14 protein-coding genes are annotated in these 15766 nt (G+C 58.4%); 2 read left to right on the top strand and 12 right to left on the bottom strand.

Features of this window, described 5'->3' with window-relative positions; translation table 11 throughout:
• Positions 1-4 precede the first annotated feature (4 nt).
• A complete protein-coding gene (locus tag J0X15_RS19450; protein ID WP_206944540.1) occupies positions 5-1630 on the bottom strand; it encodes an ABC transporter substrate-binding protein in 1626 nt (541 codons plus the stop codon).
• A 141-nt stretch (positions 1631-1771) separates the two neighbouring features.
• On the opposite strand from J0X15_RS19450, the gene J0X15_RS19455 reads away from it, so the two are divergent.
• On the top strand, positions 1772-2698 hold the full coding sequence (locus tag J0X15_RS19455) for a LysR family transcriptional regulator (protein WP_206944542.1): 927 nt from the start codon (positions 1772-1774) through the stop codon (positions 2696-2698).
• 58 nt (positions 2699-2756) lie between these two features.
• Here J0X15_RS19455 and J0X15_RS19460 read toward each other — a convergent pair whose 3' ends face one another.
• From J0X15_RS19460 to J0X15_RS19480, 5 genes are all read right to left on the bottom strand, one after another.
• Positions 2757-3605: a fumarylacetoacetate hydrolase family protein gene (locus tag J0X15_RS19460; protein WP_206944543.1), complete on the bottom strand. Its 849-nt coding sequence runs from the start codon at positions 3603-3605 to the stop codon at positions 2757-2759.
• Positions 3606-3669: 64 nt separating this feature from the next.
• Positions 3670-4998, bottom strand: a complete 1329-nt coding sequence (locus tag J0X15_RS19465; RefSeq protein WP_206944545.1) for a TRAP transporter large permease — start codon at positions 4996-4998, stop codon at positions 3670-3672.
• Positions 4991-5587: a TRAP transporter small permease subunit gene (locus tag J0X15_RS19470; protein WP_206944546.1), complete on the bottom strand. Its 597-nt coding sequence runs from the start codon at positions 5585-5587 to the stop codon at positions 4991-4993. The genes J0X15_RS19465 and J0X15_RS19470 overlap by 8 nt, the downstream gene beginning before the upstream one ends.
• An 82-nt stretch (positions 5588-5669) precedes the next feature.
• The gene (locus J0X15_RS19475) at positions 5670-6686 is read right to left on the bottom strand and encodes a TRAP transporter substrate-binding protein (RefSeq protein WP_206944548.1); all 1017 of its coding nucleotides are present in this window, start codon (positions 6684-6686) and stop codon (positions 5670-5672) included.
• 85 nt (positions 6687-6771) lie between these two features.
• A complete protein-coding gene (locus tag J0X15_RS19480) occupies positions 6772-7809 on the bottom strand; it encodes a C-terminal binding protein (RefSeq protein WP_206944550.1) in 1038 nt (345 codons plus the stop codon).
• A 178-nt stretch (positions 7810-7987) separates the two neighbouring features.
• Here J0X15_RS19480 and J0X15_RS19485 point away from each other — a divergent pair, with 178 nt between their 5' ends.
• Positions 7988-8701, top strand: coding sequence for a GntR family transcriptional regulator (locus J0X15_RS19485; RefSeq protein WP_206944552.1), 714 nt, complete (start codon positions 7988-7990; stop codon positions 8699-8701).
• 24 nt (positions 8702-8725) lie between these two features.
• Here the strand turns inward: J0X15_RS19485 and J0X15_RS19490 are convergent, their stop codons facing one another.
• The 6 genes from J0X15_RS19490 to J0X15_RS19515 are packed head-to-tail and all read right to left on the bottom strand — an operon-like array spanning position 8726 to position 15754.
• Positions 8726-9607: a 2-oxo acid dehydrogenase subunit E2 gene (locus J0X15_RS19490; protein WP_206944554.1), complete on the bottom strand. Its 882-nt coding sequence runs from the start codon at positions 9605-9607 to the stop codon at positions 8726-8728.
• Positions 9608-9615: 8 nt separating this feature from the next.
• Positions 9616-11046: an NAD-dependent succinate-semialdehyde dehydrogenase gene (locus J0X15_RS19495; RefSeq protein WP_206944556.1), complete on the bottom strand. Its 1431-nt coding sequence runs from the start codon at positions 11044-11046 to the stop codon at positions 9616-9618.
• Between the two features lie 29 nt (positions 11047-11075).
• Positions 11076-12419, bottom strand: coding sequence for a biotin/lipoyl-containing protein (locus tag J0X15_RS19500; RefSeq protein ID WP_206944558.1), 1344 nt, complete (start codon positions 12417-12419; stop codon positions 11076-11078).
• Complete coding sequence (locus tag J0X15_RS19505; RefSeq protein ID WP_206944560.1) at positions 12409-13404, bottom strand: alpha-ketoacid dehydrogenase subunit beta; 996 nt, start codon at positions 13402-13404, stop codon at positions 12409-12411. Before J0X15_RS19505 ends, J0X15_RS19500 begins: the two co-directional genes overlap by 11 nt.
• A gap of 10 nt (positions 13405-13414) precedes the next feature.
• Positions 13415-14398: a thiamine pyrophosphate-dependent dehydrogenase E1 component subunit alpha gene (locus J0X15_RS19510; RefSeq protein ID WP_206944562.1), complete on the bottom strand. Its 984-nt coding sequence runs from the start codon at positions 14396-14398 to the stop codon at positions 13415-13417.
• Positions 14399-14455: 57 nt separating this feature from the next.
• Positions 14456-15754: a M24 family metallopeptidase gene (locus J0X15_RS19515; RefSeq protein ID WP_206944565.1), complete on the bottom strand. Its 1299-nt coding sequence runs from the start codon at positions 15752-15754 to the stop codon at positions 14456-14458.
• Between the last annotated feature and the right edge of the window lie 12 nt (positions 15755-15766).

A 15766-nucleotide genomic window follows, 5' to 3' on the forward strand; every position in this document is an offset into this window, starting at 1 on the left:
ATGCTCAGGCTTTCTTCAGGCCACGGGCATCGAGCTGACGGTGGAACCAGTATTCATACCCGTCCACGTCGCGCGTGCCGACATTCACCGCCGGTTGCCACAAAGCGATGCGCGGAACTTCGTCCCAGGCGATCTCGATCATCCGCTTGATCTTCACGGCATAGTCCGGATCGTCGACCGGCATATGCAGGGTTTCCGGCGTCAGCGTCTCAATCTCCTCGTTGCGATAGTTGGACGAGTTGAAGAGATGACCTTCCTGATAGGCCCAGAAGAAGTAGTAGCAAGGGTAGTTGAGCCAGCCACCGAAGGTTTCCAGATGCAGCGGAAGCCGCTTTTCCACCAATGAGGCCGTCCGCCAATTGGCGCCGGGAATCTTCTCGATGGTGGCCGTGATCCCGATCTTCGCCAGGTTTTCCTGAATCAACAGAGCAGCCGGTTCCATCCAGTCACTCTGGGACAGGTCGATTGACAGCGGCACTTCAAAGCCATCGCCATAGCCGGCCTCTTCCAACAGCGCCTTGGCCTTTTCCAGGTCGGTCGCATAGGGGAACTTCTGCGGCCAGGCGATGTCTTGCGGCGTGGTGCTGGAACCACCCCACATCGGAGCCCCGCGGCCATAAGCTGATGTCTGGAAAACCTCTTCATAGGGCACTGCCCAGGCAATCGCCTGACGGACGCGTTTGTCCTTGAAAGGCTCGAACGACAGGTTCGGGCACAGGCAGTAGATGGCGTTCTCGACCGGGGTGGTTGTGACTGTAATGTCCTCGAACTCGGAGAGCTCCTTGGCATCCTTGTTCGGCATATCGAAAGACAGGTCGACGTCACCGCGCTCCAGCAACGCCCGACGGGTTGACGAGCTCGGGATTTCGCGGATCACGACGCGTTTGATTTCCGGCACTGGACCGGACGTCCAGGCCTCGTTGCGCTCATACACCAGCTGTTCGCCAGGCTTCCAGGCTGCAACCTTGAAGGCGCCAGAGCCGGCCGGTGTCTTGTGCAGATATTCCATCGCCCACGGATCGTCCTCGGTGGCATGTTCCATCGCCACCTTTGAATTGATGATCATCGGCACCGGAACCGCCAGATCAGGCAGCGTCAGCTTGGATTGGCGCAGCAGGTTGATCTTGAAAGTGTAGTCGTCAACGACTTCGAACTGCTCCGGGCTCTCCAGTGAGCCGGCCTTCATCTGGACAGTGGGGAAGCCGCCAACACTGACGGCGCGGTCGAACGACCACTTCACATCCTGGGCAATGATCGGCGAGCCGTCATGAAACTTGCCCTCAGGCCGCAGCTTGAAGACCAATGCCATGCCATCGTCGCTGATTTCCCAGCTCTCGGCAGCTTCTGGCTCGATCACCGAGTAGTCGTAGGACAGGCTGCCGTCTTCCAGCGTCTTGGTGCCGAAGCTGACCAGCCGGTCATAGACGTTGACCGCCACCTGATAGCTCGGGCGGTTGGTTCCGGTCCGGTGCAGATCCAGGCTGTTGATGGTGCGGCCAGTCACCGAAACGATGACGTCCTTTCCGGCAGCGGCAGCCGGGAGCACTTTCAAAAACGGCAGAACACCGGCGCTCAGTGCAGTGGCACCGGCGCCTTTTAGAAAATTGCGACGCGACGTGTCTTTGATCATCTTTTTCCCCTCTCGAGCGGGAACGGGGGAGGACCCTTCCCAAGTGGCGGTAAGATGCGCAGGATTAGTGCGTACTTCTATTGCTATTTTTGCAGCCTTGTGCTTCTTTTTTTGCATCACTCTTACCCAAGTAATTGAAAAATGAAGCATATTCAAACACTCCTCCTGATTGAGGCCGTCGCCAAAGCCGGTTCAATTCGCAAAGCGGCCGAAGATATGCACATCACATCCTCTGCCTTGAACCGCCGTATTCAGGGGTTCGAGGAGGAATTTGGCGCGCCGATCTTCGAGCGGTTGCCGCGGGGGGTCCGGCTCAACCCGGCCGGCGAACTGCTGATCCAGCACATCCGCTCGCAGGTGGCGGATCTCGAGCGGGTGCGCAGTCAGGTCGCCGACCTGTCCGGACTGCGGCGGGGACATGTGCGGATCGCCTGTTCGCAGGCGCTGCAGCCCTATTTCATGCCGGCGCAAATCGCCGCCTACCGGGCCGAACATCCCGGCGTGTCGTTTTCCGTCCATGTACGTGATCGGGACGAAGCCGAAGAAGACCTCCGGGCATTCAAGAGCGATCTTGCCCTGGTCTTCGAGCCGGCGCATCTGGGCGACTTCGACGTGTTGCTGTCAGTCGAACAGTCGGTCTACGCGGTGATGGCACGGGACCATCCACTTGCCGGAAAGCAAAAGCTGCGGCTTCGCGATTGTCTCGGCTACCCCCATGTGGTGCCGCCGCAGCGCATTGGTATCCGCTATCTTCTCGACTTGGCGGTTGCGCGCATGAGCCAGAAGATGGAGCCAATTGCCGAGGCGGATTCCTTTGAGTTCATGCGCCACTACGTTCAGCATGAGCGCGCTATCGGCTTTCAGTTTCCCATCGGCCTCAACCTGGAGAACGATGACAGACTGGTGTTCCGTGCCCTCGCCAAGACCGATGTCGCCCACGGCAATCTCACACTGATGCAGATGAAAGGCCGCAGCTTGTCCGTCGCCTCTGCCCGCTTCGCCAACCAACTGGCCTCCACCTTGAACAGCTTGTCTAACAAGCAGGATCTCTCAGACCCTCAAACGTAAAAAAGCCCGCCGGATGTCCTCCGGCGTGCTTTGCTTGTTTTAAGGACTAGCTGCCCTTTCAACCCGGATAGGCAACTACCGTTTGCCGTTGGGATCCAAGTCCCGCAACGGTCAATTCCACGACATCGCCGTCTCGCAGGAACTTGGGTGGTGTCAGTCCCAGACCGACGCCTTCCGGCGTTCCGGTGGCAATAACATCACCCGGCATCAGGCGCATGAACTGGGACATGTAGGAGATGATCTTCGCTACCGGAAAGATCATGTCGGAAGTCGAGCTGTTTTGAAAGCTCTCGCCATTGACCGAAAGGCAAAGCCCGAGATTCTGCGGATCGCCGACCTCGTCAGCCGTCACCAACCAGGGACCGATGGGACCGAAATTGCGCGATGACTTGCCCTTGATCCATTGGCCACCACGTTCGATTTGATAGGTGCGCTCGCTGACATCATTGATGACGCAATAGCCAGCGACATGATCAAGCGCCGTGTCTTCGCTGACGTGCTCGCAAGCGGCGCCGATGATCACCCCCAGCTCGACTTCCCAATCCGTCTTCTCCGAGCCCTTGGGTAGAATGATCGGATCATTGGGGCCGCATATGCTGGAGGTCGACTTGGAAAACAGCACGGGCTCCGCCGGTTCCGGATTGCCGGTTTCCTTGGCGTGACGGGCATAGTTCAAGCCGACTGCATAAAAATTGCGGGCCCCTCCGACGCATGCCCCAATGCGGACATCAGGTGCAACGGTTGGAAAGCCGGACAGGTCCATCGCGGCAATTGCCGATAGTGCCTCTTTGCTGATCGTCTCCGGTGTGAAGTCTGAGACAATGCTGGAGAGGTCTCTGATGGTGCCCTCTGCGTCGAGAGCGCCCGGTTTTTCCTGTCCCATCGCACCAAAGCGGAGGAATTTCATGGTTCAGTCCTTTTTCAAATCTCAAGTAAGTTTGGCCGGCTCAGGTCATTTATTCCTGAAGAGGTCAATGCATGGCGAGTGCCGGGAACATCACCAGAAGCCCTACAGCGATCACCTGCAGACAGATGAAGGGCACGAGTGATCGGAAGATCTCGCCGAGCGATATGTCCGGTGGCGTCACACTTTTCAGATAGAAGGCCGCGGGCCCGAACGGCGGCGTCAGAAAGGACACCTGCATGTTCATGGCGAAGAGGACGCCGAACCAGACCGGGTCATAGCCGAGGTCTTTGATGATCGGGACGAAGATCGGCATGGTCAGAAGCGCAATGCCGACCCAATCCAGGAACATCCCCAGAATGAAGAGAACAGCCATCATGAAGAGGATGATCACCGTCGGATTGTCCGACACACCGGCGATCAGCTGCGAGATGAAGCGAATGCCGCCCATCAGATTGTAAACCCCGACCAGCGCACTGGCGCCGATGCCGATCCACATGATCATGCCGACCGTCGCAAGCGTGTGCATGGCGGCGTCCAGCAGCATGGAGAATGAGAACTCCCGCCGCAGGATGGTCGAAACGATGACCCCGGCCACGCCGATGGCGGAGGCTTCGGTCACCGAGGCAATACCGCCATAGATCGACCCGAGCACGACGAAGACCACCAGCATCGGCAGCACCAATCCGCGCAACAGCGGCAGATGTTCGCGCAAAGGTGTGCGGTCAACCGGCGGCGGCGGCGCGGCATTAGGATCCAGATAGGAGCGGAACAGAATGTAAGCGATATACAGTCCGGCGAGCATGAAGCCCGGAACGAAGGCGGCAGTGAACAAATCACCAACTGATACGTTTGCCGTCAGGCCGTAGATAATCAACACGATCGACGGCGGCACCATGGTGCCCAAAGAGCCCCCGGCGCAGACCACTCCAATGGCCAGGCGGCGATTGTAGCCAAGCCGCAGCATTTGAGGCAGGGCGACCAGGCCGAGCAGGACGATTTCTCCGCCGATGATACCGCTCATCGCTGCCAGAATGACCGCCACAAAGATGGTCTGGACGGCGACGCCGCCGCGCAACTGTCCGCCGACAAGCTTCATCGCGTCGAACAGATCCCGTGCGATGCCAGAGCGATCGAGGATCGCTGCCATAAGCACGAACATCGGCACTGAGATGAAAACGAAGGACGAGACAAAGCTGTAGACGCGGCTGGTGATCAGCGGCACGGCCATAGGGCCGAACCAGCCGATTGCGAAGATCAGCGCAACCAGCAGGGTAACCATCGCCAGCGGCGTGCCTGTCAGCAACAGCCCGACCAGCAGAGCAAACATCACCAGCGTGCCCCATTCGATGCCCAGAGCCTTCAGGTTCAGTCCGAAATCAAGAAGGTCAAACATCGTCAAGCCTCTTTTGCGGAAGCGGGCCGCGCATGTAGTTGAAAGTGAGGATCAGGAACTGGACGCTCATGGCGACCATGACGACCAGCAGGAAAATCTTCAAAAGCGCTGGAGACGGCGAGTTCCACGCACTCCCGCTGGTTTCCAGAAAAAAGCTTCCATCAGGTCGGAACATCGCCTTTTTCACCATCAGCCAGGCGGCCCAGGCGAAAAACAGACTCGCGAGCAGACAAGCGATGGAAATCAGCACATCCAGCACCCGCCGGGTTCGTGGGCCGACGATGTCGTAAAGCAGAACGACACGGATGTGCGAGTTGCGCGCAACGCAGAAAAGCCCGCCGAAAATGAAGGTGACGGCGCTGAGGAACGTCGTTGTTTCGTGCGCCCAGATCGTGGGGGAGTTGAAGACGTAGCGCAGGAAGATCTCGATAACCAAAACCACCATGGCGACGATGATTCCAATCGCAAACAGCCGTGCGATGCGCGTGATCACCCACCCCAACCAGCCGGCCTGCGGCAGGTGCTCCTGGGCAGGAGCCGAGATTTGGGCGGAATTTGGCAAAGGGGATTGGTCTGGTGGCAGAGGCATGAAAGCCACTCCAGTGTTGCAGCAGGACAATTGGGAAAAGAGGTTCGGGCGCGTGTTTCAGCGCCCGAACAGGTCAATCGAATTACTTCAGCATGCCCTGGCTGCTAAGGTAGGTCGTCAGGGCTTCATACACATTCTGAGCATTGTCAGAGCGTGCCGCGACTTTCGCCCACTGATCCATTGCGATCGTGCGGAACTTGGCACGCTCTTCTGCCGACCAGTTGTGAACAGTGATGTTCGGGTCAGCCGTTGCTTCTGCAAAGGCCTTCAAATCGTTCATCGACAGGATGGCCACAGCATCCTGGGCAAAGTCACGAACCGAAACGGTCAGGATTGCCTGCAGGTCAGCCGGAAGTGCGTTCCACTTTTCGAGGTTCATGGAGACCTCAACCAAGGGCATGGAATGAAAACCCGGGTAGACCGGGTTTTCGGCAACCTTGTGCAAGCCCTGCTGATGGTTTGTCGAGAAGACGGTGGAATCGGCTGCGTCAATCACACCCTTGTCGAGTGCCGTATAGACTTCCGAGTAAGGAAGGTTCACCGGCACCGCACCAGCGGCTGCAAAGACTTCCTGGATCAGGCCTTCAGGAGCGCGAACCTTCAAACCCTTGAGGTCATCAACACCATTCAGCGCGCGTTTGGAGACAAAGCCTTCAAGGCCTGTCGTGGTCGCACCGATGAACTTAAGGCCATATGGCTCTTCGAGCTTGTTCATCAACTCATATCCGCCACCGTAGTTGATAAAGCGGAACATTTCATCGGGTGCCGACCAGGCGCCGATCGGGTTGGCGATCAACCCGAATGCCGGATCCTTGCCGGAGAAATAGCTGACGTCGGTGATGTGGCCATCAAGAATCCCTGCTCCGACGGCGTCCTGGGTTTCGTTGTACTCAACGACCGACCCGACCGGCAGAAGTTCAATGGCAAGGCGTCCGCCTGACATCTCTTCAACGCGCTCGGTCCAGGCCTTCTGAATACCGAAGTTGGGGTTTCCCGCCGGATCAACCGACTGGAACGTGAACTGGTATTCTTGCGCGATGGCACCGCTGCCGGTCAGCACGAAAGCTGCGACAAATGCTTTCAGAAAAGTCTTCTTCATGGTTTTTCCTCCCAGGGTTGGACATGTTTTCAAGACCCCATGTCCTTGGATCAGTGCGCGGGCTCCTCTCCCGCGAAACGTGGTGTCAGGCTGCACCGCTCAAAGCTGAGCCAAGCGGTGAATTGACCAGATTGCGCAGGCGTCCCTCACTGAGAAACTGCATCGCTGTTTCAACTGACAGGCGCCGTGCGTCCGAAACGCTTTCCGGGCTGGACCAGGCAGCATGCGGCGTCACGAACAGCCGCTCGCCCACGATGGGGTCGGCGCCGTTGGCATAGGCCAGGGCAATCGCATCTGTTTCTGAAGGTGGCTCGACCGGCAGAACATCGATGCCTGCGCCCGCAATGGTTCCCTGACGCAGGGCCTCCAGAAGTGCCTCCACATCAATGATCGCGCCGCGCGCCGTATTGATCAGCACCGCATGGGACTGCATCATCGCCAGGCGTTCGGCATTGATCATCTTGTTGGTTTCCGCAGTCAGCGGACAATGCAGGCTGACCACATCGCTTTGCTCCAGAAGCTCTTCAAGGTGATCGCAACGGTCGACACCGGCAGCGATTTCCGTGCCGCGCGACACCAGTGGATCATAGGCCAGAACGCGCATGCCGAAGGCTTTGGCGCGCAGGGAGGCGGCAATCCCGATGCGCCCCAGGCCGATAACACCAAAGGTCTTGCCGCGCAGGCGGGCCAGCAGTGGCGCTTTGGAATGATCAAACCCTGCCTGTGGCGATTGCATCAGGTTGCGGTGATAGGAGGAGATGCCGCGACGCATCGTCAGCATCAAGGCCATGGCATGATCCGCCACTTCCGAGGTCCCATAGTCCGGCGTGTTGCAGACCGGAATTCCAGCTTCGGCAGCCGCCTGCAGATCGATATGATCAAACCCGACACCGGCCCGGACAATGATCTTGCAACGCTGCAATTTGGAAATCAGCTCACGGGTCACCGGCATTTCGTGCCAGACCACCATCCCGTCACAGCTGCGCAGAGCATCGTCGGGCAAACGGTCGGTGCTCCGCTCGCGGAAAATATCCCAATCCACCTCGTTGCCTGCCGTAGCCCGTTCAATCTTGGCATCATCCGGATATTGGGCATCAGGTGTCAGAAGGCGTAGGCGGGACATTGGGAACCTCTTGAATTTTAGAACGCGTTTTGCGATTGCATTATTTATTCTAGAATTCTAGAATTTGAACAAATGTCAAACACATTTTTCCAGATGTCCGAAAAAGCCCTCAAATCCGGCGATTGCAGGTTTGGGGCTCGGTGATGTAAAGAAGCGGACCAGAAACAAGGAGACAAGCGTGTCGCTGACCCAGGAAGCCTGTGACCGCATTCGAGACGCCATCGTTTCCGGCAAGTTCGATTTCGGGGAGCGATTGTCGGAAGAGCAGATTGCCAGAGCACTCGGCATGAGCAAGGCCCCGGTGCGCGCCGCCTTCATGGACCTGCGCGACATGGGACTGGTGACGATTGTCCCGCAAGCCGGAACCTATGTGTTCACCCCCTCACGGCAAGACGTGGAGGAGATGAGCCGCTTTCGGGCGATGCTGGAGCAAGAAGCGCTCCAGAGCGCCCTTAAGCGCAACCCCGAAGCGCTGGTTCACCACCTCTCAGCGGCGATCTCGCAGATGGATCACGCCATCGCAGTGGGCGAGTGGGCGCTCTACAGCAGCGCCGACAGTGCGTTTCACCGCGCCTTCCTGCAGCTCGCCGGCAATCGCTATCTGGAAAAGGCCTATGATCTGACGGCCACCGCCCTGGAAGCCCTGCGTGCGCGCCTGCAGGCCGGCGAAGGCGATTTCTGGCGCCGATCCTACTCCGAGCACACAAAGATGCGAGACCTGATCGCCGCCGGTGCGTTCGACGATGCCGACGCGCTGCTACAGGACCATATCCTGATCATCATACGCTCCCTGGCACTACCCGACACCAGCTTGCAGACCCGCCAGAAAAGCCAACGCCGCTCTGATCAGGAATACCTGGACCTCCTCGCCAGCAAGCCCGCGCTGCTTTGAGCGCAGACGAGGATGGCACGCGGTTCAGATCATCATGCGCCGGGGATCTGCAAGGAAACCCGCATAGGTGCTGAGGAATCGCGCGGCATCGGCACCATTGATCACCCGATGATCGTAGCTCAGGTCGAGTGGTGCCATCAGCACTGGTTGGAAGGCGCCTCCGTCCCAGACCGGCTGCATCTCAGCCCGCGTAATGCCAAGAATAGCAACTTCCGGCGGATTGACGATCGGCGTGAAGGCCGTTCCCCCGATCCCACCCAGGTTGGTGATGCTCATCGACGCCCCACCCATTTCGTCGGGACGGACCTTCCGCTCCTGAGCACGCGATGCGAGGTCGGAGATTTCGCCAGCTAGTTGCCATAGGCCCTTCTTGTCCGCATCGCGAATGACAGGAACTATCAGGCCTTGTGCCGTGTCCACCGCGATGCCGATGTGGACATAATCTTTGAGAAACAACGTCTCACAATCAGCGCTCAAGGAGGCGTTAAAGCGCGGAAACTCCCGCAGAACCCGAGCCAATCCGCGCACATGAAATGCCAGCGCTGTCAGCTTGACGCCACGTTGCCGCGCCTCGGTCTTCAGCTCCTTACGAAACGCCTCAACGGCACTCATATCAGCGCGGTCATGATGGGTGACAGCCGGAATGAGGCTATGCGCTGCGGCCATGTTCCTGGCCGCCACACGGGCGAACCGGCTTATCGACTCCGACGTGATCTCACCATAAAGCGAATGATCAACCTCCCAATAAGACCTGTCCCCGGAGGCGGGAGCGGGTTTGTTTCCCCCCGCAATCACGTCTTCGCGGGCAATGGACTTGCGGCCGATATCCCGGGCCAGTTGTTCAATGTCGATGCCCTTTTGTCGGGCCAGCGCCCGAACGGAGGGCGGAGCGATTACATCGGTCATCGAATGTCCTACCAGCTCGCGGAAATATACTGGGCTTCCATGAACTCGAGCATGCCTTCATGCCCGCCTTCACGACCAAGACCGGATTGTTTCGTCCCACCAAACGGCGCTGCCGGATCCGACACAAGGCCTCGGTTGAACCCGACCATTCCGTAATCCAGGCGTTCGCACACACTCAGACCGCGTCTCATGTTCTCGGTAAAGACATAGGCAACCAGCCCGTATTCGGTGTCATTGGCACGGCGAATGACGTCCTCTTCATCGGAGAAGGTCTGAATCGCGGCAACCGGACCGAAAATCTCGTCCTGCACGCAATCGGCATTCTGCGGCACACCGGACAGAACCGTGGGTGGATAGAAAAAACCGGTCCCCTGAACCGGCTTGCCGCCGAGCTCGACCTTCGCGCCCTTGGAAACCGCATCTTCGACGAAGGCTGTGACCTTGTCGCGGGTGTCCGCATTGACCAAAGGCCCAACATCGACGGACGGATCCAAACCGTCGCCGACCTTCAGCTTGCCCATCGCTTCCACCAACTTGCGCGTATAGTCCCCAGCGACTGACTCATGAACGTAAATGCGATTGGCAGCTGTGCAGGCTTCACCGAGATTGCGCATTTTGGCCAGTATCGTACCTTCCACGGCGGTCTTCAGGTTTGCGTCTTCAAAGACAATCAGCGGCGCGTTACCCCCCAGCTCCATTGCAGGCTTCAACACTTGATCGGCGGCGGAATGCAGGAGCTTGCGACCAACCGACGTCGAGCCGGTGAATGACACGACCCGTACGCGGGGATCATGCAGCATGTGGTCAACGAGCGCGCCGGTTTGTCTGGACGGAAGCACGTTGACCAGACCGGCAGGAACACCCGCTTCCTCAAGCAGCGGCATCAGTGCAAGCATGGTCAGAGGCGTTTCGGATGCCGGTTTGATGATGACTGCGCAACCGGCTGCGAGTGCGGGCGCAATCTTTCTCGTCCCCATCGCCGCCGGATAGTTCCACGGCGTGACCAGCACAGCGATCCCGGCTGGCTTATGTTGCACAATGATGCGAGCGCCCGAGGCTGGCGCATGGGTGATCATGCCGTCGGCGCGCACAGCTTCCTCTGAAAACCAGCGGAAGAATTCAGCCGCGTACGTCGCTTCTCCCATGGCGTCGCCACGGGCCTTGCCGTTTTCCAGAGTGATCAGCTTGGCGAAATGCTCCAGCCGTTCGGTCATCAGCTCCCACGCTTTGCGCAGCACTTCGGAGCGTTGGCGCGGCGTGCGCGCAGCCCACTCTTTCATCGCAGCTTCCGCCGCATCCAGAGCAGCGTCGGCATCTGAAATCTCAGCCGAGGCGACAGAGGCCAGAACCGTTTCATTCGAGGGGTTGAGAACATCAAAACGCTCTTTTGAGGCACCTTCGTGCCAACCGCCGTTGATGTAGAGATTGGTAAATTCCATGATTTTCTCCATTGGCCGGAGGCTCCTTTTCAAAGCAGATGGCGCAAAGGCTGCTTCAGCCGGCCGGCAAAGTCGGAAAACGCACTTATCGCCTTGCTTGCGCTCATCTGAACATCCTCAAACTCGAGCGTGAGGATCAGGTTCTCGTCGGTTTTAGTCAGGCTCAGGACCGGTGCCCCGTCTGCGCCGAGTTGCGCAGTCTCAATGCAGGTGGAACGCAAATCATGCACACAAAGATCTACCACACTCTCCGGGTCCACCTTCTCGATCTGACCCAGACGCAGCGATGAGACAGCATAAACCCAGGTTTGCTCTGGCGTCTCCAGCCGCACAACCCCGGGCACTTTGCCAAAGCTCGCTGCTGCAAACCCTGCCAGAAGCGCTTGTTCTTCGTGTACACCCGCGGTTGCCACAGCCCAATCGGCAAAGGCGTTCCAACCCTGTCTGGGAACCCCGGCTTTCAGATGGCGTGTCACCTTCTGAATGGCGGCAGCCTCTCTCCTGGGGAGCGCTCTAAGAACCTCCAGGTCCTTGACGTGGAACGGTTGCGGATGCCCGACCTTGACGAGGCTTGCGAGATCCAGGCCTTGTTCCAGCGCAAGCCGACGCACCTTCGGCGAGGCCAGAATTCTTCCGTTGGTGGGCGCCTGTGCCAGTGAGGATTTCTGCTTTGATGGCTGTAGGCTTAGCTGAGTGGCCGGGGCTTTCGACGGCACCTCGGCTTCAGCCGGAGCCTCACTTGCTTCCGGTGGCGCCGATCCCGATGCGCCAGCGCTGCGGGTAAGGGTTTTTTCCGGCTTACTCTGAGAAATGATTGCAATGCTCTGACCCACCGGCACATCTTCCCCGGCTTCTGCCAGAAGAGCCGCAACGAACCCGTCGATCCCGGCATTGACCTCAACCGTGCTCTTGTCGGTCTCCACTTCAAACAGAACATCGTCTGCCGCGACAGCATCGCCGGCGTTCTTCTGCCAGGACACCAGCAATCCCGTGTCCTGCGCCATGCCCAGTGTCGGCATGATCACGGTATGCCCCTCAGGGACGGCATTGTCCTCCTCCTCCGGTGTTGGTGCTTTGGAAGCATCAGCTATGGGTCGGGGAGCGTTGCCAGTCTGAGCACTACTCCGGCTTTCAGGCGTGTCGGAAATCCGGGCGATAACCTCACCAACCGGCACATCAGCACCGGCTTCGGCGATCACATCAGTCAGAAACCCATTGCCTAGCGCCTCCACTTCCATGGCTGCCTTGTCAGTCTCGACCTCGAAAAGCACATCACCCTCTGCCACTGCGTCTCCCGGCTTCTTGTGCCACGCGATAATCTGACCGGTTTGCTGTGCCATGCCGAGAGCCGGCATGATGACATCAAGCGGCATGGATCAACTCCCCTCTGACAAGCCTTCGCGCCTGATCGGCCACCCGTTCCGGTGTGGGAACCGTTATATCCTCCAACGCAGGACTGAAGGGCACGGGCACATCCATTGCCCCAAGCCTCAACACCGGCGCATCGAGATGGTAAAAGGCTTTTTCGTTGATACGGCTGGCGATTTCTCCGGTCACGCCATAGCTCTGGTGACCTTCATCGACGATTATGACACGGCTGGTTTTCTTTGCTGATTTCAGCAGCGTTTCTTCGTCGAGCGGAACAATGGTTCGCGGATCGATCACCTCCGCCGAAATCCCCTCCTTGGCGAGGACCTCTGCCGCAGCCTGACAGACCTGAACCATTGAAGACGTGCCGATCAGGGTGATATCGACCCCTTCTTGCAGTACATTGGCCTGACCAAACGGGATCAGATACTCCTCTTCCGGCACCCCCGCCTTGTCGTTATACATCAGCTTGTCTTCGAAGATCACGACAGGATTGTTGTCCCGGATCGCGGTCTTCATCAGCCCCTTCGCCTCATAGGCAGAAGACGGCATAGCGATTTTCAGACCCGGAACATGAGCGACAAGCGCATGCAGGGACTGGGAATGCTGGGCTGCCGAACGGCGGGTCGCCCCCATGTTCGTGCGAAGCACAAGCGGTACGTTAAGTTTTCCGCCGGACATGTAGTGGGTCTTGGCGGCTTGATTGCAGAGCTGATCCATCACGAGAAAGAGGAAGTCGCCGAACATCAGATCGACCACCGGTCGGGTTCCGGTCATTGCTGCCCCAACTGCGATGCCCATGAACCCCGGCTCTGCAATCGGCGTATCGACCACCCGCTGGGTGCCGAATTCCTCAACCAATCCACTCAGCACCTTGAAGGGTGTTCCCGCTTCGGCAACGTCCTCACCGATGATGAAGACCGTCGGGTCGCGACGCATTTCCTCGGCGAGCGCTTCGTTGACAGCCTGGGACAGAGTTATCTTTCGCATGGTTCTCTCCTCAGGCGGCATAAACATGCATGTCCACTTCGGACACATCGGGATATTTGGCCTGCAAGGCGTATTCGACCGCAGCGCTCGCATCGGCCCGGATATCGGCGTTCAAGCTGTCGAGTTCGGCTTCGGTCGCAATACCTTCGGCCACCAGCCAGGAGCGGAAGCGAATGATCGGATCTCGGTTCTCCTTCCAGTCCCTCTCTTCTTGTTTGGAGCGGTAGTATTCGCGGTTGATATCGCCAACATGATGGCCATGATAGCGATAAGTCATCAGTTCCATGAAGAATGGCCCCTCCCCCTTGCGACAGCGGTCGACCAGCTTTTCGGTGAGCGCGTTGACGGCTAGAACGTCCTGACCATCGACCTGATGCGCTTCGATACCGAAGGCCTGCGCGCGTCCGAGAATCGACCCGGCGGCGATCTCCTCGGTTCGGGTGTATTCGGAGTAGCCATTGTTTTCGCAGGCATAAATGACCGGCAAACTCCACAACGCGGCCATGTTCATGACCTCATACATCAGACCCTGCGCGGTGGCGCCATCTCCGAAGAAGCAAACAGTGACGTCGTCCTTGCCGAGCATCTTTGCAGTAAAGGCCGAACCGGTGGCGATCCCCATTGAGCCGCCGACGATGGCATTGGCTCCAAGATTTCCATTGGACTGGTCGGCGATGTGCATCGAACCACCCTTGCCCCGGCAGTAGCCTTCTTCCTTGCCCAGAAGCTCACAGAACATTTCCTTGAAGTCCGCGCCCTTGGCCACGCAGTGACCGTGCCCGCGGTGGGTCGAGGTGATCTTGTCCGTCATCCGCAGAGCTTCACAGATCCCCACAGCCACTGCTTCCTCACCGGAGTACATGTGCGTGAGACCGGGCATCTTGGCCGACAGGTAGAGCTGGTTGGCGTTGTCTTCGAATGTGCGGATGCGCGCCATTTGGCGATACATCTGCAGAAAGTCTTCCGTGTTGTGCGTCTTTTTGGCAGCGCTCATGACAAGTACTCTTGAAAAGAGCCCGGCCCATTGAGGCCGGGCAGTTTCGGGAGGAGATCAGTACCGATTTGCAATCGGAAGTTCCTGAGCCGGAAAGAGCGAAATGACCTCGCAGCCCTTGTCGGTAACGACCACCTCCTCTTCTATTCGCGCCGCCGAATAACCATCGGTGGCCGGACAATAGGTCTCCAGCGCGAAGACCATCCCGGTCTTGATTTCCATCGGATTTTCAAGCGAGACAGCGCGGCTGATAATTGGCCGTTCGTGCAGAGCTAGCCCGAGGCCGTGACCAAACTGCAGACCGAATGCGGACAGTTCATCCGGGAACCCAAACTCTTCCGCCTTTGGCCAGGCTTTTGCCACCACGTCAGTGCTGACCCCCGGCTTGATCAGGGCGATCGAGGCATCAATCCATTCTCGGGCCTTTGTGTAGGCATCCACCTGGCATGGCGTCGACATACCGATGTTGAAGGTGCGGTAGTAACAGGTGCGATAACCTTGATAAGATTGTAGAATATCAAAGAACGCTTGATCTCCTGGTCGGAACAGCCGGTCCGTGAAGTTGTGCGGATGCGGATTGCAGCGCTCGCCTGAGATCGCGTTGATCGCCTCGACGTCGTCAGAGCCCATTTCGTAAAGCAGCTTGTTCGACATCGCGACGATGTCGTTCTCGCGGATGCCCGGCTTCAGCTCCTCATAGATCATGTGATAGACGCCATCGACCATGGAGGCTGCCTGGGTCAGAAGCTGGATTTCATCCCAGTTCTTGATTTCGCGCGCGCTCAGCATGACCTGCTGCCCATCGACCACGTTGAGACCCGCCTCTTTCAAGGCGTGGAACATGGCGGTTTCAGCGTAATCGACCCCGACCGGCATATCGATCATGCCGGCATCGCGGATCAACCCGGCGATTTCTTCCGCATAACGCTTCATCAGTCCGAAGCTTGGCGGGATGGTGCCGCGCATGCCGACGACGCCCGCACGGCAATGATCGGGAATAAGCCAGTCGGCATACTTCTTGTGATGGACGGCCGCAGAACCGAAGTCCCAAACATACGGGGCATCGTCACCGGTCAGCAAACAGAAGCGGCACATTTTGTCGCGCTCCCACTCTCCGATCTTGGTGGCTGAAACGTAGCGGATGTTGTTGACGTCAAAAAGCAGCAGTGTACCGCAGTCGCTCGCCTTTAACGCTTCACGGGTCCGACTCAGGCGGTAGCGACGCAGGCGGTCGTGGTCGACGCGGCGTTCGAAATCGACCGAGGTATGCCCCCAGGCGGGCAAGCGGCTCTCCCAGTTCCAATGCGGCTCGAGATCTTGTGGCTGTAGAATGTTCGGTGTCAGTGCGCGGGACATACGGATCTCCTC

Origin of the sequence: Roseibium limicola (assembly GCF_017313085.1) — a bacterium.
Classification (GTDB): Bacteria; Pseudomonadota; Alphaproteobacteria; order Rhizobiales; family Stappiaceae; genus Roseibium; species Roseibium limicola.

Excerpts from the sequence above, each read along its gene's own strand:
- J0X15_RS19450 (WP_206944540.1), bottom strand. The coding sequence starts at position 1,630 with ATGATCAAAGACACGTCGCGTCGCAATTTTCTAAAAGGCGCCGGTGCC.
- J0X15_RS19455 (WP_206944542.1), top strand. The coding sequence starts at position 1,772 with ATGAAGCATATTCAAACACTCCTCCTGATTGAGGCCGTCGCCAAAGCC.
- J0X15_RS19460 (WP_206944543.1), bottom strand. The coding sequence starts at position 3,605 with ATGAAATTCCTCCGCTTTGGTGCGATGGGACAGGAAAAACCGGGCGCT.
- J0X15_RS19465 (WP_206944545.1), bottom strand. The coding sequence starts at position 4,998 with ATGTTTGACCTTCTTGATTTCGGACTGAACCTGAAGGCTCTGGGCATC.
- J0X15_RS19470 (WP_206944546.1), bottom strand. The coding sequence starts at position 5,587 with ATGCCTCTGCCACCAGACCAATCCCCTTTGCCAAATTCCGCCCAAATC.
- J0X15_RS19475 (WP_206944548.1), bottom strand. The coding sequence starts at position 6,686 with ATGAAGAAGACTTTTCTGAAAGCATTTGTCGCAGCTTTCGTGCTGACC.
- J0X15_RS19480 (WP_206944550.1), bottom strand. The coding sequence starts at position 7,809 with ATGTCCCGCCTACGCCTTCTGACACCTGATGCCCAATATCCGGATGAT.
- J0X15_RS19490 (WP_206944554.1), bottom strand. The coding sequence starts at position 9,607 with ATGACCGATGTAATCGCTCCGCCCTCCGTTCGGGCGCTGGCCCGACAA.
- J0X15_RS19495 (WP_206944556.1), bottom strand. The coding sequence starts at position 11,046 with ATGGAATTTACCAATCTCTACATCAACGGCGGTTGGCACGAAGGTGCC.
- J0X15_RS19500 (WP_206944558.1), bottom strand. The coding sequence starts at position 12,419 with ATGCCGCTTGATGTCATCATGCCGGCTCTCGGCATGGCACAGCAAACC.
- J0X15_RS19505 (WP_206944560.1), bottom strand. The coding sequence starts at position 13,404 with ATGCGAAAGATAACTCTGTCCCAGGCTGTCAACGAAGCGCTCGCCGAG.
- J0X15_RS19510 (WP_206944562.1), bottom strand. The coding sequence starts at position 14,398 with ATGAGCGCTGCCAAAAAGACGCACAACACGGAAGACTTTCTGCAGATG.
- J0X15_RS19515 (WP_206944565.1), bottom strand. The coding sequence starts at position 15,754 with ATGTCCCGCGCACTGACACCGAACATTCTACAGCCACAAGATCTCGAG.